The organism is Pseudomonas putida (assembly GCA_041879295.1).
Lineage (GTDB): Bacteria > Pseudomonadota > Gammaproteobacteria > Pseudomonadales > Pseudomonadaceae > Aquipseudomonas > Aquipseudomonas putida_Y.
The window spans coordinates 3,316,293-3,334,518 of the sequence record CP047152.1 but is presented as its reverse complement, the minus strand read 5'-3'; the positions used below and the strand labels follow the sequence as shown (position 1 = coordinate 3,334,518).

At 62.4% G+C, this 18,226-nt stretch carries 20 protein-coding genes; 9 read left to right on the top strand and 11 right to left on the bottom strand.

Annotation, left to right across the window (positions count from 1 at the left end):
* Positions 1-14: 14 nt before the first annotated feature.
* Together GST84_15355 and GST84_15350 are read right to left on the bottom strand one after the other, a co-directional pair.
* Entirely contained in the window at positions 15-413 is a 399-nt protein-coding gene (locus GST84_15355; protein ID XGB13629.1) for a MerR family transcriptional regulator, read from the bottom strand.
* Between the two features lie 75 nt (positions 414-488).
* Complete coding sequence (locus tag GST84_15350; protein XGB13628.1) at positions 489-1,367, bottom strand: helix-turn-helix domain-containing protein; 879 nt, start codon at positions 1,365-1,367, stop codon at positions 489-491.
* A gap of 172 nt (positions 1,368-1,539) precedes the next feature.
* Here GST84_15350 and pobA point away from each other — a divergent pair, with 172 nt between their 5' ends.
* The 3 genes from pobA (at position 1,540) to GST84_15335 (ending at position 5,594) form a co-directional block, all read left to right on the top strand.
* Entirely contained in the window at positions 1,540-2,727 is a 1,188-nt protein-coding gene (pobA, locus tag GST84_15345; GenBank protein ID XGB13627.1) for a 4-hydroxybenzoate 3-monooxygenase, read from the top strand.
* A gap of 150 nt (positions 2,728-2,877) precedes the next feature.
* On the top strand, positions 2,878-4,668 hold the full coding sequence (ggt, locus tag GST84_15340) for a gamma-glutamyltransferase (protein ID XGB13626.1): 1,791 nt from the start codon (positions 2,878-2,880) through the stop codon (positions 4,666-4,668).
* A 44-nt stretch (positions 4,669-4,712) separates the two neighbouring features.
* Positions 4,713-5,594 carry a LysR family transcriptional regulator gene (locus tag GST84_15335; protein XGB13625.1) on the top strand — a complete coding sequence of 294 codons (882 nt, stop codon included), beginning with the start codon at positions 4,713-4,715 and terminating at the stop codon, positions 5,592-5,594.
* Between the two features lie 273 nt (positions 5,595-5,867).
* Here GST84_15335 and GST84_15330 read toward each other — a convergent pair whose 3' ends face one another.
* The 4 genes from GST84_15330 to GST84_15315 form a co-directional block, all read right to left on the bottom strand.
* On the bottom strand, positions 5,868-6,467 hold the full coding sequence (locus GST84_15330; GenBank protein ID XGB13624.1) for a lipid-binding protein: 600 nt from the start codon (positions 6,465-6,467) through the stop codon (positions 5,868-5,870).
* An 88-nt stretch (positions 6,468-6,555) separates the two neighbouring features.
* On the bottom strand, positions 6,556-7,392 hold the full coding sequence (locus GST84_15325) for a (S)-ureidoglycine aminohydrolase (protein ID XGB13623.1): 837 nt from the start codon (positions 7,390-7,392) through the stop codon (positions 6,556-6,558).
* Between the two features lie 106 nt (positions 7,393-7,498).
* Positions 7,499-8,890 carry an NtaA/DmoA family FMN-dependent monooxygenase gene (locus GST84_15320; GenBank protein ID XGB13622.1) on the bottom strand — a complete coding sequence of 464 codons (1,392 nt, stop codon included), beginning with the start codon at positions 8,888-8,890 and terminating at the stop codon, positions 7,499-7,501.
* A gap of 16 nt (positions 8,891-8,906) precedes the next feature.
* Positions 8,907-9,887 carry an aliphatic sulfonate ABC transporter substrate-binding protein gene (locus GST84_15315; protein XGB13621.1) on the bottom strand — a complete coding sequence of 327 codons (981 nt, stop codon included), beginning with the start codon at positions 9,885-9,887 and terminating at the stop codon, positions 8,907-8,909.
* Between the two features lie 259 nt (positions 9,888-10,146).
* Between GST84_15315 and GST84_15310 the strand changes: the two genes are divergently transcribed.
* Positions 10,147-11,031, top strand: coding sequence for a hypothetical protein (locus tag GST84_15310; GenBank protein XGB13620.1), 885 nt, complete (start codon positions 10,147-10,149; stop codon positions 11,029-11,031).
* A gap of 148 nt (positions 11,032-11,179) precedes the next feature.
* A complete protein-coding gene (locus GST84_15305; protein ID XGB13619.1) occupies positions 11,180-11,863 on the top strand; it encodes a TetR family transcriptional regulator in 684 nt (227 codons plus the stop codon).
* 38 nt (positions 11,864-11,901) lie between these two features.
* Here GST84_15305 and GST84_15300 read toward each other — a convergent pair whose 3' ends face one another.
* Positions 11,902-12,909 carry a helix-turn-helix domain-containing protein gene (locus GST84_15300; protein ID XGB13618.1) on the bottom strand — a complete coding sequence of 336 codons (1,008 nt, stop codon included), beginning with the start codon at positions 12,907-12,909 and terminating at the stop codon, positions 11,902-11,904.
* A 161-nt stretch (positions 12,910-13,070) separates the two neighbouring features.
* Here GST84_15300 and GST84_15295 point away from each other — a divergent pair, with 161 nt between their 5' ends.
* Positions 13,071-13,541, top strand: a complete 471-nt coding sequence (locus GST84_15295; protein XGB13617.1) for an FAD/FMN-containing dehydrogenase — start codon at positions 13,071-13,073, stop codon at positions 13,539-13,541.
* Between the two features lie 103 nt (positions 13,542-13,644).
* Positions 13,645-13,857, top strand: a complete 213-nt coding sequence (locus tag GST84_15290) for a hypothetical protein (GenBank protein XGB13616.1) — start codon at positions 13,645-13,647, stop codon at positions 13,855-13,857.
* A 43-nt stretch (positions 13,858-13,900) separates the two neighbouring features.
* Here the strand turns inward: GST84_15290 and GST84_15285 are convergent, their stop codons facing one another.
* Positions 13,901-14,227: a hypothetical protein gene (locus GST84_15285; GenBank protein XGB13615.1), complete on the bottom strand. Its 327-nt coding sequence runs from the start codon at positions 14,225-14,227 to the stop codon at positions 13,901-13,903.
* Positions 14,228-14,572: 345 nt separating this feature from the next.
* Between GST84_15285 and GST84_15280 the strand changes: the two genes are divergently transcribed.
* Both GST84_15280 and GST84_15275 read left to right on the top strand, forming a co-directional pair.
* Positions 14,573-14,983 carry a RidA family protein gene (locus tag GST84_15280; protein XGB13614.1) on the top strand — a complete coding sequence of 137 codons (411 nt, stop codon included), beginning with the start codon at positions 14,573-14,575 and terminating at the stop codon, positions 14,981-14,983.
* A 107-nt stretch (positions 14,984-15,090) separates the two neighbouring features.
* A complete protein-coding gene (locus GST84_15275; GenBank protein ID XGB13613.1) occupies positions 15,091-15,963 on the top strand; it encodes an EamA family transporter in 873 nt (290 codons plus the stop codon).
* On the opposite strand, the gene GST84_15270 is transcribed toward GST84_15275, so the two are convergent.
* From GST84_15270 to GST84_15260, 3 genes are all read right to left on the bottom strand, one after another.
* Positions 15,960-16,679 (bottom strand): hypothetical protein, encoded by a 720-nt coding sequence (locus GST84_15270; protein XGB13612.1) that lies wholly within the window; start codon positions 16,677-16,679, stop codon positions 15,960-15,962. The two genes, GST84_15275 and GST84_15270, sit on opposite strands and share 4 nt — an antisense overlap.
* An 81-nt stretch (positions 16,680-16,760) precedes the next feature.
* Positions 16,761-17,012 (bottom strand): hypothetical protein, encoded by a 252-nt coding sequence (locus GST84_15265; protein XGB13611.1) that lies wholly within the window; start codon positions 17,010-17,012, stop codon positions 16,761-16,763.
* 286 nt (positions 17,013-17,298) lie between these two features.
* Positions 17,299-18,153, bottom strand: coding sequence for a LysR family transcriptional regulator (locus GST84_15260; GenBank protein XGB13610.1), 855 nt, complete (start codon positions 18,151-18,153; stop codon positions 17,299-17,301).
* Between the last annotated feature and the right edge of the window lie 73 nt (positions 18,154-18,226).

The window sequence follows — 18,226 nt, the reverse complement described above, 5'->3', positions numbered from 1 at the left end:
GTTTCCTGTGGCGTTCAGCGGTTGTCTTTGTTGTTCAGGGTGGCGGCCAGGGCTTGTTCGCAGCGCTCCTGGGCGGTGTCCAGTTCCAGTTGCATCTGGTGAATGTCCAGCATCTGCTGCTCCAGCTGGGCACGGCGCTCGGCGATTTTCGCCAGCATGCTGTTGAGCTGCTTGAGGTTGCCGCTGGTGGGGTCGTACAGTTCGATCAGCTCACGGCACTCGGCCAGGGAAAAGCCGATGCGCTTGCCGCGCAGGATGAGCTTCAGGCTGACCTTGTCGCGCGGTGAGTAGATACGTTCCAGGCCACGACGCTCAGGGCTGAGCAGTCCCTGTTCTTCATAGAAGCGTATTGCGCGGGTGGTGATGTCCAGCTCGCGGGACAGGTCGGAGATGCTGTAGGTCTGAGTGCTCATGCTCGGGCTCGACGTAGGGTATGCGGATATCCTGAGGGCAGGTTGACGTATACGTCAAGATGAGGCCGGCATGGATTATTCAGACAGCCCCGATCTGCGATACCCATTGGGTGTCTGCCCACTCAAGCGCTTGAACCACCGGGCGAAGTAGGTCGGGTCGGTAAACCCCAGGCTGTCCGACAACTGCCCGATGCTCATCCGCGTGTAGATCAGGTTGCGTCGCGCCTCCAGCAACAACCGCTGGTGCACCACCTGCAACGCAGTCTGGCCACTCAGCGTCCGGCACAGCTGGTTCAGCTGCAAGCTCGGAACATTCAGCCGCGCGGCATAATCTTCAACCGATAGATGCTCGCGGTAATGCGCTTCGACCAGGCGCAAGTACTGCCCCAGCAACAGCCGGTCACGTTCATCGCGGTTGCGCGGCGCCAGCCCTTGCTGCTGGCGGCGGCTGATCCACACCATCAGCGCGGTCACCAACGCTTCGAGCATCGCTGCGCGAGCCGGGGCATTGCCCTGGTACTCCTGCTGCAAGGTGTCGACCAGGCTGCGCAGGTGCACGCGGTCATGGCCCAGCGGGTAACACGCAGGTTGTGCCAGCACCGTCAGTGGCGCGCCCAGGCGCTGTTCCAGGTTCGCTACAAGGGCAGTACCAAAGGTCAGGACATAGCCCTGGATATCGGCGCTGAAGCGAAAACCATGCACGGTCATCGGCGGCACTACCTGGATCGCCGCTTCGCCGATGGCACTGCGCACCCCCTCGATCTCCACCTGGGCCTGGCCACGCTGTACATACAGCAGCTGGAACAGCTCGGCATGCTGGTGCGGCTTGATCTCCCAGTGATGCAGGCGGCTGCGCGCCGGGATTGATTCGCAGTGCAGCAGGTCGGTGCCGGGCCAGGCCTGATTTTCGCCGTACAGCTTGAACAACGGGACGCCGGGGAGGGTGGATTTCATCTGGGCTGACCTGTCCGTTAATCGAACGCTTTTCGTAAAAGTGCAGTTTTTTTATGGAATAGCACACTTAAGCGGCATTTTTTGCCATTAAAAATGCAATGGCAAACCCTAACAGCAGATGCCGCCCCGCTGCCAGTTCCGGGCCGGTATCGTCCGAACAGAGACAACAACAATGAAAACTCAGGTTGCAATTATTGGTGCAGGTCCGTCTGGCCTGCTGCTGGGCCAGCTGCTGCACAAGGCCGGTATCGATAACGTCATCGTCGAACGCCAGACCCCAGAATATGTACTGGGCCGCATTCGTGCCGGGGTGCTGGAGCAAGGTACGGTCGACCTGCTGCGTGAGGCCGGCGTGGCCGAGCGCATGGACCGTGAAGGCCTGGTGCACGAGGGTGTCGAACTGCTGGTTGGCGGGCGCCGTCAACGTCTGGATCTCAAGGCCCTGACCGGGGGCAAGACGGTGATGGTGTACGGCCAGACCGAAGTCACCCGTGACCTGATGCAGGCCCGTGAAGCCAGTGGTGCGCCGATCATTTATTCCGCCAGCAATGTCCAGCCGCATGAACTGAAAGGCCAGAAGCCCTACCTGACGTTCGAAAAGGATGGCCGGGTGCAGCGGGTTGACTGCGACTATATCGCCGGCTGCGACGGCTTCCACGGCATCTCGCGGCAGAGCATCCCGGAGGGCGTGCTGAAACAGTATGAGCGAGTTTACCCGTTTGGCTGGTTGGGCCTGCTGTCGGACACGCCACCGGTCAATCACGAGCTGATCTACGCCCACCATGAGCGCGGTTTTGCGTTGTGTAGCCAACGCTCGCAAACACGCAGCCGCTACTACCTGCAGGTACCTTTGCAAGACCGGGTTGAGGAATGGTCTGACGAGCGTTTCTGGGACGAACTGAAAGCCCGTTTGCCCGCCGACGTGGCGGCTGACCTGGTTACCGGCCCAGCCCTGGAAAAAAGTATTGCGCCGCTGCGCAGCCTGGTGGTCGAACCCATGCAGTATGGTCACCTGTTCCTGGTGGGTGACGCTGCGCACATCGTCCCCCCTACCGGTGCCAAAGGCCTTAACCTGGCGGCCTCGGACGTCAACTACCTGTACCGTATTCTGGTCAAGGTGTACCACGAAGGGCGCGTCGACCTGCTGGCGCAATACTCGCCGCTGGCACTGCGCCGCGTGTGGAAGGGCGAGCGCTTCAGCTGGTTCATGACCCAACTGCTGCATGACTTCGGTAGCCACAAGGACGCCTGGGACCAGAAGATGCAGGAAGCTGACCGCGAGTACTTCCTGAGCTCGCCGGCGGGGCTGGTGAACATTGCCGAGAACTATGTGGGGCTGCCGTTCGAAGAAGTGACCTGATCTGTCATTGCGCAAACCTGGCACTCACGCAGAGAGCAAAGGCTGTATTGGTCAGCGAATGGCTTGCCGGTAATTGCACCAAGGCTTGAAGTCGAGACTGCCTATGACCGACAGTACTTCGCTGAATAGGTGAAGGCAGGACGCTTGACGATGAAATATCCCACCCCGCTGATCTGCGTTCTGTGCCTGCTGGCTGCCAGTGACTGGGCCGGGGCCGACCAGGTATTGCCCGCACCACCGGAACTGGCCTCTGGCTACCGTAGCGGTTTGCAGCCGGTGCACGCCAGCCGGCACATGGTCGCCGCAGCCAACCCGCTGGCCAGTGAAGCGGGGCGGGCGATGCTGCGTGCCGGCGGCAGTGCGATTGACGCCGCCATCGCCATGCAAATGGTGCTGACACTGGTCGAGCCGCAGTCCAGTGGGATCGGTGGCGGGGCGTTCATCCTGTACTGGGATGGCAAGCGCGTGCAGGCATTCGACGGGCGGGAGGCAGCACCTGCGGCGGTGACGGAAAAACTGTTCCTGCAAGCCGATGGCACACCCATGCCGTTCCGGGTGGCGCAGATCGGAGGGCGTTCGGTGGGCGTGCCCGGGGTGCTGCGTGCCCTGAAACAGGTCCACGAGCAGCATGGCAAGTTGCCCTGGCACGCCCTGTTCACCCCGGCCATCGCCCTGGCACGCAACGGCTTCGCGGTTTCCGAGCGCCTGCACACGCTACTGGCCGGGGATCCCTATATTGCACGCTCACCCGCCATGGCCCGTTACTTCCTCGATGAACAGGGCACGCCGCTGGCGGTGGGAACGATCCTGCGCAACCCTGAGTTGGCTCATACCTTCGAGCAGATCGCCGCACAGGGGCCCGAGGTGTTCTACAGCGGTGAAATTGCCGAAGCCATCGTCGCCAAGGTGCGTAGCCACGCCAATGCCGGTTATCTGTCGTTGCAGGACTTGCAGCGGTACCAGGCCAAGGAGCGCGAGCCGTTGTGCGGTCCCTACAAGGCCTGGCAGATCTGCGGCATGCCGCCACCTTCATCGGGTGGGGTGACCGTCCTGCAAACCTTGGGCCTGCTCGAAGCCGTGCAGCGCACCGCGCCGCAACGCGACCTGGCAGCGCTGCGACCGCTGGCCACTTCGTCCCCGGCCCGCCTGGAAGCCCCGCCCTTGGCCGTGCACCTGATCGCCGAGGCCGAGCGCCTGGCCTACGCCGACCGCGCTCAGTACCTGGCCGACAGCGACTACGTGCCCGTCCCGGTCAAGGCCCTGACCGACTCTGCTTATCTGGCCAGCCGCGCGGCGCTGATCGGCGAGCACAGCATGAAGCGCGCCCGTCCGGGCCACCCGCAAGGAGCGGACCTGGCACTTGCGCCCGACCGCTCGCCACTGCGTATCTCCACCTCTCACCTCAGTGCGGTGGATGACAGCGGCCAGGCCCTGGCCATGACCACCTCGGTGGAGGCCGCATTTGGCTCGCACCTGATGGTCAAGGGCTTCCTGCTCAACAATCAGCTGACCGATTTCTCGTTCATCCCCGACGAGCACGGCAAACCTGTGGCCAATCGGGTGCAGCCGGGCAAACGGCCGCTGTCGGCCATGGCGCCGACATTGGTGTTCTCGCGTGCCACGAGCGAGTTTGTCGCGAGCCTAGGTTCGCCGGGTGGTTCGCAGATCATCGGTTACGTGAACAAGGCACTGGTCGGCCTGCTGGATTGGCAGCTCGACCCGCAACAGGCCGCTGGCCTGCCCAACTTCGGCAGTCGCAATGCCGGCACCGAAGTGGAAGCAGGGCTGAGCAGCCCGGCGCTGATCCGCCAGTTGGCAGCCTGGGGCCATGAGGTGACGCCGATGACCATGACCAGCGGCATGCAGATCATCCAGCGCAGCGGCGAGGGTTGGTCAGGCGGTGCCGATCCTCGGCGGGAAGGAGTGGCCCTCGGTGACTAGCCGTGATAGAACGCAGACTTGCCATTCATTAGTTGAATATCCAGATGTCCATCAGCGTGAAATCGAATAGAGCCTTGTTCGACCTCGATCTGCTGCGCGCTATTGTCGTAGTAGCCGACTGCGGCAGCTTCACTACCGCTGCTGCGCGTTTGCATTCGACCCAGTCGACGATCAGCCAGAAGGTACGCCGCCTGGAAGACATGGTCGGCCACCGCCTGTTGGTGCGGGGCAACCGTGATGTGCTGCCGACCGACGCCGGGCAGACCTTGCTCGGCTATGCCCGACACATGCTTGCCCTGAACGATCAGATGCTTGAAGCCCTGGCCGGGGCGATGGTAGGCACCACGGTACGGCTTGGCGTGCCCGAGGACTTCGTTGGCGGGCGTACCACCAATGCGCTGTCGGCATTCAGCCGGCTGCACCCACAGGTGAAGCTCGAAGTGACCAGCGGCTTGTGCCGCGACCTGAGCCAGGCCTACGACAATGGCGAGCTTGACCTGGTGCTGCTCAAGCAACGACGCAACAGCCGTGAGGGCGTGGCCTGTTGGCCAGAGCGTCTGCAGTGGATCGACAGCGCGCGCACGCCTGCCTTCGAGTTGGACCCGATCCCGTTGGTCACCTTTCCGCCACGTGGCCTGTATCGCGAGGACATGATCAACGCCATCGAAGGCATGGGCCGGCGCTGGCGCATCAGCTTTACCAGTTCCAGCCTCAGTGGCATCCAGGCCGCGGTCGCCGATGGCATGGGTATCAGCCTGCTGCCGCCAAGGGCGGCCACCGGCGAGCACAGGGTGTTGGGGGCCGGGCAAGGGCTGCCGGAGGTCGACAGTTATGAGATCGTCATCGTGCACCGGCCGACCGCGGATGCAATGGTCAAGGCGTTGGCTGAGGTGATGGCGCAGTTGCTGGCGGGCGGTGGGATCTGACGATCTGTGGAAGATGCTCTTGCACAGCACTCAAAGCCAGCACGATCACTGTGAGGTTGTCCGGCGAATACAGGTGAAGCCCTTTGCCTTCCATCGCGCAGCCTGCATCGCGGGCAAGCCCGCTCCCACACCCGTCACGCTCCCTGTTCGCCGGACCTGATTCAAGGTCTCGATCCTTGCGCACATCCCGCGTTTTTTATTTTCTGTAGTACGTACCGTGGTACGGCGTGATCTTCCAGAGCGAAGCCCGGCGGATGGCGGCGACCAGCATACTCAAGGTTGGCGCTCAGCCACCGCTCGCAAGGTACGCAGCGTCACCACCGCTATATCCACCATTAGCCGGTTGGCCAGCCAGCTCGGCACATCCCCGGCAGGGGCGGCCTGCAACTGGTAGGTCACCTCGGTCACCCGCTCACCCAGCGGCTTCATCCGCCACTTGCCACTCAGGTGCCGTACCCGGATCAGTCCGTCAACCTTGGGGATTCTGTCGGGCTCGGCGCTCAGGTGGCGCACCAGGGTACCGTCGGCCAGGCGTTCGCTGGTCACTTTCAGCACCATGTCTCGCGGCCTCGTCGGCCATGGTGGGTTGGTGGTCAGGTATACCCAGGTGCTATCACCTTCCACATCCAGCAGCCGCAGCTGGTCACAGGCGTACAGCCACTTGCAGGCTACGCGCAGGTTATCCTGCAGGTCAGTAAGCGTGCGCACGCTGGCTTTCATGGTGCTGACACCACGAAACTGCGGGTAGGGCGAGGCGCTTGGGTCTTTCAGGTACACGCGAATGCCTTCGCGGTCGTAGGCGAGTTTCCAGCCATCGGTGGCCAGGGCAGAGGTGCACAGCAGCAAGGTCGCGATCAGCAGGTAGCGGTTCATGGCCGTACCCTGCAGGGGTGGGTGTTTCAGTATGCGCGGCAAACAGAAAGCCCGCCAGGTTGGCGGGCTTGCGGGCATCAGCCTGGGCTTAGCGTTTAGGGTTCAGCGTCAGGTGTACGTGACGGTTCACGTCCTTGTACAGCAGGTAGCTGAAGTTGCCTGGGCCGCCAGCGTAGCAGGCTTGCGGGCAGAAGGCGCGCAGCCACATGAAGTCGCCGGCTTCCACTTCGACCCAGTCCTGGTTCAGACGGTACACTGCCTTGCCTTCCAGCACGTACAGGCCGTGTTCCATCACGTGGGTTTCTGCGAACGGAATCACACCGCCCGGCTGGAAGGTGACGATGTTCACGTGCATGTCGTGGCGCATGTCGGCCATGTCGACAAAGCGGGTGGTTTTCCAGCGGCCTTCGGTGCCCGGCATTTCGATGACGGTGGCGTTGTCGCGGTGGGTGACGAAGGATTCCGGTACATCCAGGCCTTCAACCTTCTGATAGTGCTTGCGCAGCCAGTGGAAGGTGACGTTGGACTTGCTGTTGTTACGCAGGCTCCACTCGGCGCCCGGGGCCAGGAAGGCGTAGCCGCCAGGTACCAGGGTGTGGTGCTTGCCTTCGACGGTGATGTCCAGTTCGCCTTCGACGATGAACACCACGGCTTCCGCATCAGCGTCCAGCTCAGGGCGCTCGCTGCCGCCTTCCGGGGCCAGTTCGACGATGTACTGGGAGAAGGTTTCGGCAAAACCGGTCAGCGGGCGGGCGATGACCCACATGCGCATCTTGTCCCAAAAGGGCAGGTGGCTGGTGACGATGTCACGCATCACGCCTTTAGGGATGACGGCATAGGCTTCAGTGAACATGGCACGGTCAGTCAGCAGCTCGGTTTGAGCCGGGTGCCCACCGTGTGGGGCGAAGTACGAATGGTTCGACATGGACGATCTCGACTTGTTGTTCTCTCCCCATGCCTTGAACCGCACCGGCCGGTGCGGCGCAGGGGATGTGGCCACAGAATAGGGTCGAGTGCGTGCCATCCACAAATTAAATGTTGGAATACCCGGTATTTGATCGCTGAATACTGACCTGACGCCCAACGTGCCGTTCGGGCAGCTGGCTACCGCGGCCGAACAGCTTGTGGCGCAGGGGACCCTCGATGTAGCTCAGCGGGTAGCGGCCACGCCGTTGCAGCTCGGGCACCAGCAGGTCGACTACATTGGCCAGGTCGTCCGGTTGCACGGCGTAGGTCAGGTTGAAACCGTCGATGCCGGTATGGTCCAGCCAGGTTTCCAGCTGGTCGGCCACTTCGCTGACAGTGCCGATCAGCACGGGGCCGCGGCCGCCCAGGCCAACGAATTCGGCGGCTTCGCGTACGGTCCAGCGGCGAGTTGGGTCGGCGGCGGTAAAGGCTGCGAGGGCGGCACGGCCAGCATCGTTCTCGACGTACTCGATCGGTGCATCGGGGTCGAGGCCGGCGAAGTCGATACCGGTCCAGCCTGACAGCAGCGCCAGGGCAGCGTCCAGGTCAACATAGCGGCGATAGTCGTTAAAGCGGGCCTCGGCCTCTTCCCGCGTGGGGGCGACGATCAACAGCGCCTGGGCGTAGATCAGCACTTCGTCACGGCCACGCCCGGCCGCTTCGCAGGCCTGGCGGATGCCGTCGGCGTAGCGGCGCAGCACCGGCGGCGTTGGCCCGCTGATGAACACGCATTCGGCATGCCGTGCGGCAAACTGCTGACCGCGTGCCGACGCACCGGCCTGGAACAACACCGGGGTGCGTTGCGGCGACGGCTGGCACAGGTGCATGCCGGGCACCTGGAAGTGCTCGCCCACATGGTTGATCGGGTGTACCCGCGAGGGTTCGATATAGCGCCCGCTTTCACGCTCCAGCAGCACGGCGTCGTCGTCCCAGCTTTTCTCCCACAGTTTGTACAGCACCTGCAGGTATTCCTCGGCCAGGTCGTAGCGTTGGTCGTGGCCCAGTTGATGCGCCAGGCCGAGGTTGCGCGCAGCGCTGTCCAGATACCCGGTGACGATGTTCCAGCCGACCCGGCCATTGCTCAGGTGGTCGAGCGTGGACATGCGCCGGGCGAAGGGGTAGGGGTGTTCGTAGGTCAGCGAAAAGGTGACACCAAAACCCAAGTGCTCGGTCACCCCGGCCATTGCCGGCACCAGCAGCAGCGGGTCATTGACCGGCACCTGCACGCCACCGCGCAGAGCGGCTTGCGGGCTGCCTTGATAGACGTCGTAGATACCCAGCACATCGGCGATGAACAGGGCGTCGAACAGGCCGCGTTCGAGCAGGCGGGCCAGGTCGGTCCAGTAGCTCAGGCGGTTGAACGCCATACTGGTGTTGCGCGGATGGCGCCACAGTCCAGGGGACTGGTGGCTGGCAGCGTTCATGCTGAAGGCGTTGAAGCGGATCGGGCGGGGCATGGTCAGCGCGCTCCGTTCAAGGCAACACGGAAGCCGGGTACACCGCTTCGGCCACCTGTAGCTTGCGTGGAATCAGGCCCAGGCCCTGAAAGGTGTCCGCCAGCTTCTGTTGTTCGGCAACGATCTGCGGGGTGATAGCGACGGCGTTGTAGTTGCGCCGTTCGCTGGCCACTTCCAGCACCTGGGTGCTGATCCCCAGCTGCGGTGCCAGCAGCGCGGCAACTTCGGCAGGCTTGGCGTTGGCCCACTGGCTGACCTTGCCTAGCTCGGCAAAGAAGGTTTTCAGCAGTGCACGGTGCTCGTCGGCATAGCGGGCTGTGGACAGGTAGAAGGTGCGGTTGTTGGACAGGCCGCTGCCGTCGCGCAGGTTTCTCAACCCTGGCTGGCTTTCTGCTGCGGCGAGGAACGGGTCCCAAAGGGTCACGGCCTGCACACTGCCCGATTGCAGGGCGGCCACGGCATCGGCGGCATTGTTGACGTAGGCGGGGGTAATGTCCTTGTAACTGAGGCCAGCCTGCTGCAGGGCTACGGCCAGCAGGTATTGGGCATTCCAGCCGCGGCCGGTGGCCACGCGCTTGCCTTTCAGGTCCTGCACACTGGCCAGGTGGTCTTGCTCGCGCACGACCAGGCCAATGCCGCGTGGGTAGGGTTGTTCGGCGGCCAGGTAGACCACAGGCTTGCCGGCGGCCTGGGCGAACACCGAGGGGGCATCGGCTGCGTGGCCGAGGTCGATGGCGCCGGTGCTCAGTGCCTCCAGTAGCTGGGGGCCGGCGGCGAACTCATGCCAGCTGACCTTCACACCTTGCGGTGCCAGGGCCTTCTCCAGGGCGCCGCTGCCTTTGAGGATGTTGATGCTGTTGAATTTCTGGTAGCCGATGCGCAGTGTCCTGGCGTCGTCGGCAATGGCTTCGGACCAGGGCAGCAGGGCGCTGGCGACGCTGGCCAGTAAACCGCCGATCAGCAGACGGCGTAGTGGGGAGAAGGCATGTTTGGGCATGGGCATTGCTCCTTGAATCGGGTGAGAGGCGATCTGCCCAGGCTAAGGAGGTGGCGTTTGGCTTTCAATTTATATATTCCAGTTTGTTAGATTGTTTAGTTATTTTTATATCCTTTTGTTTTTAGTAGCGGGGTGCCTATCGTTGTTGGAGGCGCCATCGGCTGAGATCGGCGGGTCCTGCAGCACCCGTTTGTGCAGCTTTCGACATTTTTTTCACATTCGCTTGCTAGGATCCGCAACGATTCCGAGGAGCCCCTTCATGCCGCACATCCTGCGCAAGCGCAGCGCCCGCATCGCCATGACTGCCACCTCCGGGCTGCTCGCGGCCACCTTGGGCTTCTTCGCGTGGCAGAGTTTCTACCCGGTCCAGGCCGCTACCGGCTGGGATGTTGAGGTGTTGCATCGCGGCGTAACCAAAGCCGCCTCGCTGTTACCGCAAGCGGATGGCAGCCTGCTGGTCAGCCGTGAACTGGATGACGGCCGGGGCAGCATCCTCAAGATCACGGCTACGGGCGAGCGCGTCGTGCTGATCGATAACCTGTCCAAGCCCGATGGTATGGTCGCGGCACAGGGCGGCTGGGTGTTCAGCCAGGAAGGTGGCCTGGCACCTGTCAGCCTGTCCCTCGATGGCCAGGTCACCCGGCTGTTCGACGGCGAGAGCGTGCAAGGCCTCTGGAACGAAGGCAACTATCTTTATGCCATCGAAGACCGCAAGGGCAATGGTCGCCTGATGCGCTATGACTGGAGCAGCGGTCAGCTGGATGTACTGCGGTCCGGCCTGACCGAAACCGAAGGCCTGACCCGCTGCAGCGACGGCCGCCTGCTGTACACCGAAAAGGCCAATGGCAGGGTCCGCTCCCTGTCCGACGATGGCAGCGACCCGGTGGTGATCGACGGTCTGCGTAACCCTACGTTCTTGTATTGTGATCAACGTGGCCTATGGATCAGCGAGGACAACACACACCGTGCGCGCCTGCTGCGCATCGATGCCGATGGTAGCCAGCAAACGGTGCTGACTTTCCTCAAGGCTCCCCAGGCGATCATCGCCGATGGTATCGGGGGTTATCTGCTCGCTGAAGGTGGGCGTAACCGCGTGCTGCGCCTGACGCCCGCGCCGGCGCCCGCGACTGCCCAGCGTAACTGACTGTGCGCCTGGCTGATGATCAGTGCCCGCAGGCTGACCGCGCTGCTCGAGCCCAAGGCATCATGGCTACCCGACCAACAGCGTGCTTCCCTGCATGGTCGCGCTAACGGATAATCCCGGCATTCCAATAAACAGCCTGTGAGTGGGTATGAGTGATTCCGTAGTCGGCCTCGGCCAGCCTGAAACCGAAGGGGTGCGCAAAACGCGCAAGAACAACCCTGAGAAAACACGCGAGGACATCCTCCAGGCCGCCATCAACGAGTTCGTTCAGCAAGGGCTGGCCGGCGCCCGCGTCGACGCCATTGCCGAACGCACCGCCACTTCCAAGCGCATGATCTACTACTACTTCGGCAGCAAAGAGCAGCTGTATTGCGAGTGCCTGGTGAAGTTGTACGGGGATATCCGCAAGACCGAGCAGAGCCTGGACCTGGAGTCGTTGCCGGCTGAGCAGGCGATTCGTCGGCTGGTGGAGTTCACCTTCGATCACCACGACCGCAACGTCGATTTCGTGCGCATCATCTGCACCGAAAACATCCACTATGGCGAGTACGTCAAGCAGTCACCGGCCATTCGCGAAATGAGCAGCCTGGTGTTGGAGGCCTTGGGCAACACCCTGCGTCGCGGCGTGCAGGAAGGCGTGTTCCGCGCCGGCATCGAGGTCATCGACCTGCACATGCTGATGAGCTCGTTCTGCTTCTACCGGGTGTCGAACCGCCATACCTTTGGCGAGATCTTCCAGATCGACCTGTCTGATGAGCAGGTAAAGCTGCGCCACAAAGCCATGATCTGTGATGCGGTGTTGCGGTATATCCAGCTCGAACCTCGTACGTGAGACTGCTCGAGCGCCTAGGCTGACTCAAAGAGCCTCGGTCACTCGCCCAGCCGTTGCTCGCGCGACGGCGGGTAGCCGAAATACGCCGCATAGCACTTGCTGAAGTGCGACACCGAGACAAACCCGCAGGCCACTGCCACTTCCATCACCGACAGGTCGGAATACTGCAGCAGCCGGCGGCTCTTGGTGATGCGCAGCTCCATGTAATAGCGCCGTGGCGACGTGCCCAGCTGGGCCTGGAACAGGCGGTCGATCTGCCGGCGCGAGCGCCCGCTGTAGGCGGCCAACTGGTCGAGGCTGAGGGTTTCCTCCAGGTTGTTTTCCATCAGCTCGACAATGGTGCGCAGGTGCAGGCTCATGGACTTCTTCGCCCCAGGACCCACCTGGCGGTAGCGCGCACCGGAAAATGACAGGATTTCCTCGACCCCTTCGGCCAGGCCATCACCATACAGCCGGCGCACCAGGCCCAGCATCAGCTCCATGGCGCCATTGGGGCTGGCGGCGCTGAGGCGGTCACGGTCGAGGGTAAAGCTGGCCGGGGTGATGCGGGTTTGCGGGCTGCGCTCGGACAGGCTGGCGCGTTGCTCGGGGTGGATGCTGCAACCGTAGTCGTCCAGTACCCCGGCGCGGCCAAGGAACCAGGCGCCGTTCCACAAGCCGCCCAAGGCCATGCCGTGGGCCGCGCAATCGTCCAGCAGGCGATCGAGTTCCGGGTACTTCAGTGGTGTGCGCAAGCCGCCACAGACCACCAACAGGTCCAGCTCCTTCAGCGCCGCGGCGGACAGCTCGGTGGCTACCAGTTCCAGCCCCAGGTCGCTGAGCACCCGGTCGCCGTCCAGCGACAGCGGAGTGAACTGGAAGCTGTCGGCACGCAGCAGGTTTGCCGTGACCAGCACGTCCATGGCCACGGTGAAACTGGCCATCGAGAAGTGTTCGAGCAGGATAAAGTCGACCCGATAGGGCGCCTGGATATTGGCGCTGCTTGTTTTCAGCCGTAGCATGTTGCTGGTGCTGGTTTTTTTGCTGAACTGGCGTGGCGTGGGCACTCTGGACTCCGCTTCCTGGCTGGCCCGCAGAGTGTGGACGGTGCCCGGGGGAAAGACAATCTCCCTGGTGGCGGTGTCGTATTACAGGTCGTGTTCAGGCAACCTGCCTGTCCTGGTGCTTTGTCGCTATGCTGACATTCCCGTCATTGAGGATGCCCCTGATGAAATATGCCGCTGTAGTGTTGCTCAGCCTGTTGCCGTTGCTGGCCAACGCCCTGGAGCAGGGCGACAAGCTCGCCCCGTTCACACTGCTCGACCAGTACGACCAGGCCTACAGCCTGGATGCCGACACGCAGATTCTGCTGGTGGCACGCGATATGGACGGTGCCAAGCTGGTCAAGGCGGCATTGGCCGAGGAGCCCAAGGGCTACCTGGAAGCACGTAGCGCCGTATTTGTGGCCGACATCCAGCGCATGCCTGCACTGATCAGCAAACTGTTTGCTGTACCGGCCATGCGCGATTACAGCTACCGGGTGCTGCTCGACCGAGAAGGGCGAGTGGCCAGCCGTTACCCCGGGCAGGATGGCCAGGTGCAGTGGTTGCAACTGCAGCAGGGCGTGCTGGTCAGCCAGCGGGCGTTTACCGATGCAGCGGCGTTGAAGGCTGCACTGGAGAACGCACCACGGCAATGAGGCCCTATCGCCGCGCCTGCAAAGAGGTGTGGCGAGTCAAATCAATCTGAACCCTCAGCGCTTGCAGCAACCCAACCCATTACATGCCATTGGGAGAGCGCTCATGGAAATCGGTACAATCTGGATCATCATTGCGGCCCTGGTCATTCTGCTGGAGATCTGGGCCATCTGGCACATCATCGGCAGTGAACGGCGCGCCGAGCGCAAGATGCTGTGGATCGTCTTCGTGGTCTACGCACCATTCCCCGGTTTGCTGTTCTGGGCCTGGCGCGGGCCGCGGGCGGTGAAGGGCAGGGCGGTGCTGCAGGAGAAATGAGGTTTGCGGCCTCAGGCGCGGGGGCGCCTGAGGCCTTCGAGGTTTATTTAGGCAGGATGTCGAAACGTATGGCAGGGCCCAGCCCGTCCACCATCAGGCACCCGTAGAATTTCACGGTAGACAGTACGCGCAATTCCTTGAGCGCGTCATGGATGTAGTCGCGGACCAGCTTTTCAGCTTCACGCTTGCGGTCAGCGAGGCTGGTGCCATTGAGCGTGATCATGCCAAGCAACGTGGTTTCAATGTGCTCGACGGTGTCCAGGCCGAGCTTTTCCCGCAGGTGCAGACGTGCCTGTGCCGCATCGGTTTCATCGCGTGGAGCGTTGTGCGGCTTGATGGTATAGGCCAGCTGAAAATCAAATTTGCTCATCGGTTTTTCCTTGTTGGTTAAAGGCCTCCATGCCGGGCTTTGCACTCTAGGCTCTGTACGGAAAGCCTTGATACTTGTTGATGCTGCGTTGAAAACAGCCTCGGAATGCTCATGTACTCCAGTACAGTCGGGCGCGACCCCGGCCGTTCCTCGGCTGTATTCGCCTTGCCTGACCTGCGTCTCAAGACTTTTCGTACAGAGCCTACGGCCTTACAGCCACCGCGCAAACACACGCGTGGTTCTGACATGACGGTGTTTTGTACGAAATGTCCTACTTGGTGCTTGACCTCGAGTTAGCTTAAGGTCCGATACTCCGGCGCTCTTCCAACCGAGCGAGGGCTTGTCGTGACCCCATCAAACGCATTCCAGCTAAGCAACCCCGAAGGCCTCTACGACCCCAGTGGCAACGCCTACTCCCATGTCGCCGAAGTGCGCGCTGACAGCCGTCTACTGTTCATCGCCGGCCAGGGTGGGGAGGAGAGCAATGGCCGGTTGTCACCTGTGTTCGCCGAACAGGCTCGCCAGGCACTGGCTAACCTGGAACTGGCCCTGGCGTCGAAAGGTGCCAGCCTGGCCCAGGTGTTCAAGCTGACCCTGCTGATTGTCGAGCACTCCGAAGCGCGCCTGGGCCAATGGGTGGCCGAGGCCGACAGGGCCTGGGGAACGCGCATGAAACCGACCTGCACGTTGATACCGGTGCCACGGCTGGCGCTGGACGGCATGCTGGTGGAAATCGAGGCAGTCGCTGCGGTGTAGTGCAGTCAAATCAGTGGTGGCGCCAGGGAATTACTCTGTTGTATATCGATGCAGGCACCATCGGCACTGCTGCTATAACAACAATCCCACTCAGAGGTGACCACACCATGAGCACTGGCACGAGCACGCTTACTGACCGCAAGACCAGAGCCTGGCTTTGGCCTGCGCTGTTCAGCCTGGTGGCATTTGCTGCCAACTCGGTGTTCTGCCGGCTGGCGCTGAAAGACGGGGCCATCGACCCGGTATCCTTCACCATGGTACGCCTGGCCAGTGGTGCGCTCTTTCTGCTGTTGCTGATTCGCCTGCGTAAGCCGGTGCACACCATGGGCGGCAATTGGTGGGGCGGCCTGGCGCTGTTTCTGTACGCGTTCCTGTTTTCTGCGGCGTACCTGCAACTGGGGGCTGGGGTGGGGGCGTTGTTGCTGTTCGGTGCTGTACAAATCACCATGTTCGGCTTTGCCTGGTACCGGGGCGAACACATCACGGTACGCATGCTTCTGGGCATGCTGATCGCCTTTGCCGGCCTGCTGGTGCTGCTGTTGCCCGGTGCTTCGGCACCTTCGTTGGCCAGTGCCTTGCTGATGGCTCTGTCCGGGGTGGCCTGGGGGGTGTATACGCTACTGGGCAAAGGCTCGCCCAGGCCGCTGGCCGACACTGCCGGCAATTTTGCCCGCAGCCTGCCTTGCCTGGTGCTGCTGCTACCGATGCTGTTGCTGGGCGCCGGCCCGCACCTCACGCCGCTTGGCTTGGCGTATGCATTGGCTTCGGGTGTGCTGGCCTCAGGCGCCGGCTACGCCGTGTGGTATGGCGTGGTCAGGCAGGTCAGTGCGCAACAGGCGGCGACCCTGCAGCTCAGCGTGCCGGTGATTGCCGCACTGGGCGGGGTTGTCCTGATCGGCGAGCCGGTGTCGTTGCGCTTGTTGATCGCCTGTGTGGTGGTGTTGGGCGGCATTGCCCTGGCGCTGGCGTCGCGCCGTTAAAAAAAGTTGCGCTGGGCCTTGAGGGTGACCACGCTGTCGCAATAGGTGTTGATACCTGAGTACGCATCGCAGCCGTCGCCACTCAGGCTGGAGTTGCTGTAGATCAGGTTCAGGTCGATGCCCAGCCAAGGCCGCGACAATTCCAGTGACCAATCGGAAAAGGCATTCACCTGGCTACCATCACCAATGGTGAACGGTGTGCCCAGGCGGTGGTGGGCGAGCTTGACGGTGAAGTCGACGTCGAACATCGGCAGATGGCCGAAGTCGGCGAACAGCGTGCCGGTGCGGTTGTCGGGGTTGTCGCGCAGCGCCCCGCCGAAGCGGCTGCCTAGCACCGAAACACCCCCATACAGGGCGTAGCTGTCGGGGCCTGCGATATTTGGCTGACTGTAATGGATCAACCCTACCTCGTAGCCCAGGCTGCTGTCGAAATGGTGCTTGTAGCCCAGGTAACTGTCCAGGCGCAGGGTCGAGTTGTGGGCGACGCCCATGCTGGGGGCGTACTGGCCCAGATACCAGCCATTGGGGTGGCTAAGGTCGAGCCCACCATGGAATGCGCCGACGGCGCTGGGTGAGATAAGCCCTTGCGCCATGCTGCGCGAGGGAGTGGTACCGAGTGTAAAGTCGAAATCGCCCAGTTGGCGTTTCATCTGCTGGGCTAGCGATACGGAGCTGAAAAGCAGCGCAGCACTCAGCAACAGAAGGGGCCTGATCATGGTCTCCGTCCTGGAAGGCTTGCGGTTGAGCGGTAGAGGATACCTGCGCAAGTGGAGGGAGGGAACCGCCGGCTAGCCCGTTCAGCCTTTGGTCGAAGGTTCATTGTCGGTGGTTTCGGTCACCACAGGCAGCTTGCCAGCACGCAGGATTACCCGCCGTTGCTGCTCGTAATTGTCCAGCGACAGGCCGCGGCGCTGCAAGGCTTCCAGTTGCAACTGGCGAGTTTCTTCAGCGGTGTACGGGCGCAGCTCAGGGTGGCTGGCACAGCCGCTGATCACGGCGATGGCGAAAACGACAAGGGTGGCGGAAAGCTGGCGGGCCAGGGCATTCATCGGTTAGCTCCAGGGCAGGCTAGTAGGCAGCGAGGGGATGGAGCTAGGTTATGCGGCCACAGCGTTCGGTAGAAATTGCCCTGCTCGATAGTGACTATCGACGGTTCCGAGGAAGCAGATCGGGGTCACCTAGGTACAGGTCTAACTGCTCGACGACGATGCGCCCCAGGCCCTGACGGGCATCGAAGCAATGCGGCGTGCTCGGTACGGGGCGGAAGGAAGGCTTGTCGCTGGGTGTACCGGTTGTTGTGTCTGGGCGCACTTCAAGTTCGGGCGGGCAACACAACTATTGCCCCAACATCTGTCGCACCAGCCATTGCCCGGCCGGCCCCAAGGCACGTCGGCTCGACCAGGCCACATCCATATCCACCCGCCGGGGGTAACCCGCTATCTGCAACTCCACCAGCTCGTGGCCAAACCGTCTTACCAGCGCCCTGGGCAGTTCGGCCCAGCCAAACCCGCGTACGGCGAACTCCAGCAGGGTAAGGTAATCCGGTGCCGACCACGCTTGGCCACGGCCGTGGTGCAGGCTGGGGGCATAGGTCTTGATATACAGCTGTCGTGCGTTCTCCAGATGCTGTGCCTTTACTTGCGGCAGGCTTGCCAGCGGATGCTCGCTGGCGACATATACGCCGAACTCTGCCTGCTCCGGCAAGCGCGCCACGGCCACGTCGGCGGGGTAGCCGGGCTGTGTGGCAAGGATGCCGACATGGGCCAGGCCCTGCTGGATCATCTCGATCACATCAGCGTCTTCCGCCGGGCCGCAGCGTAGCTCGGTATGGGGGTAGTGCTGGGCGAAACGAGTCATCACCGCCCCCTGGAACGTTACGCTGTAGCTGTCCGACATCACCACAGATACCAGCGCCTCGACATTTTGCGCCAGTCGCACTGCCAGCGCATCGAGCTGGGCGCTGGCATCGAGAATCGCCTCTACATGGCTCCGCACCTGCCTACCCGCTTCATTCAGCGTGGGGTGGCGGCCACTGCGATCAAACAGCGGGCAGCCGATATCGGCCTCGAAATTGGCAATGGCGATGCTGACGGTGGACTGGCTTTTGCGCAGCTTGCGCGCCGCCGCAGAAAACGAACCGAGTGATGCGGCTTCGGTAAAGGCGACCAGAGCTTCGGGAGAGTATCGCATGGTATTGATAAAACCGATGGCAGCTATATCGCGAGTATCAGTTCTATCAAAGAGAATGGGAAGCACGACTCAC

Excerpts from the sequence above, each read along its gene's own strand:
- GST84_15355 (XGB13629.1), bottom strand. The coding sequence starts at position 413 with ATGAGCACTCAGACCTACAGCATCTCCGACCTGTCCCGCGAGCTGGAC.
- GST84_15350 (XGB13628.1), bottom strand. The coding sequence starts at position 1,367 with ATGAAATCCACCCTCCCCGGCGTCCCGTTGTTCAAGCTGTACGGCGAA.
- pobA (XGB13627.1), top strand. The coding sequence starts at position 1,540 with ATGAAAACTCAGGTTGCAATTATTGGTGCAGGTCCGTCTGGCCTGCTG.
- ggt (XGB13626.1), top strand. The coding sequence starts at position 2,878 with ATGAAATATCCCACCCCGCTGATCTGCGTTCTGTGCCTGCTGGCTGCC.
- GST84_15335 (XGB13625.1), top strand. The coding sequence starts at position 4,713 with ATGTCCATCAGCGTGAAATCGAATAGAGCCTTGTTCGACCTCGATCTG.
- GST84_15330 (XGB13624.1), bottom strand. The coding sequence starts at position 6,467 with ATGAACCGCTACCTGCTGATCGCGACCTTGCTGCTGTGCACCTCTGCC.
- GST84_15325 (XGB13623.1), bottom strand. The coding sequence starts at position 7,392 with ATGTCGAACCATTCGTACTTCGCCCCACACGGTGGGCACCCGGCTCAA.
- GST84_15320 (XGB13622.1), bottom strand. The coding sequence starts at position 8,890 with ATGCCCCGCCCGATCCGCTTCAACGCCTTCAGCATGAACGCTGCCAGC.
- GST84_15315 (XGB13621.1), bottom strand. The coding sequence starts at position 9,887 with ATGCCCAAACATGCCTTCTCCCCACTACGCCGTCTGCTGATCGGCGGT.
- GST84_15310 (XGB13620.1), top strand. The coding sequence starts at position 10,147 with ATGCCGCACATCCTGCGCAAGCGCAGCGCCCGCATCGCCATGACTGCC.
- GST84_15305 (XGB13619.1), top strand. The coding sequence starts at position 11,180 with ATGAGTGATTCCGTAGTCGGCCTCGGCCAGCCTGAAACCGAAGGGGTG.
- GST84_15295 (XGB13617.1), top strand. The coding sequence starts at position 13,071 with ATGAAATATGCCGCTGTAGTGTTGCTCAGCCTGTTGCCGTTGCTGGCC.
- GST84_15290 (XGB13616.1), top strand. The coding sequence starts at position 13,645 with ATGGAAATCGGTACAATCTGGATCATCATTGCGGCCCTGGTCATTCTG.
- GST84_15285 (XGB13615.1), bottom strand. The coding sequence starts at position 14,227 with ATGAGCAAATTTGATTTTCAGCTGGCCTATACCATCAAGCCGCACAAC.
- GST84_15275 (XGB13613.1), top strand. The coding sequence starts at position 15,091 with ATGAGCACTGGCACGAGCACGCTTACTGACCGCAAGACCAGAGCCTGG.
- GST84_15270 (XGB13612.1), bottom strand. The coding sequence starts at position 16,679 with ATGATCAGGCCCCTTCTGTTGCTGAGTGCTGCGCTGCTTTTCAGCTCC.
- GST84_15265 (XGB13611.1), bottom strand. The coding sequence starts at position 17,012 with ATGAATGCCCTGGCCCGCCAGCTTTCCGCCACCCTTGTCGTTTTCGCC.
- GST84_15260 (XGB13610.1), bottom strand. The coding sequence starts at position 18,153 with ATGCGATACTCTCCCGAAGCTCTGGTCGCCTTTACCGAAGCCGCATCA.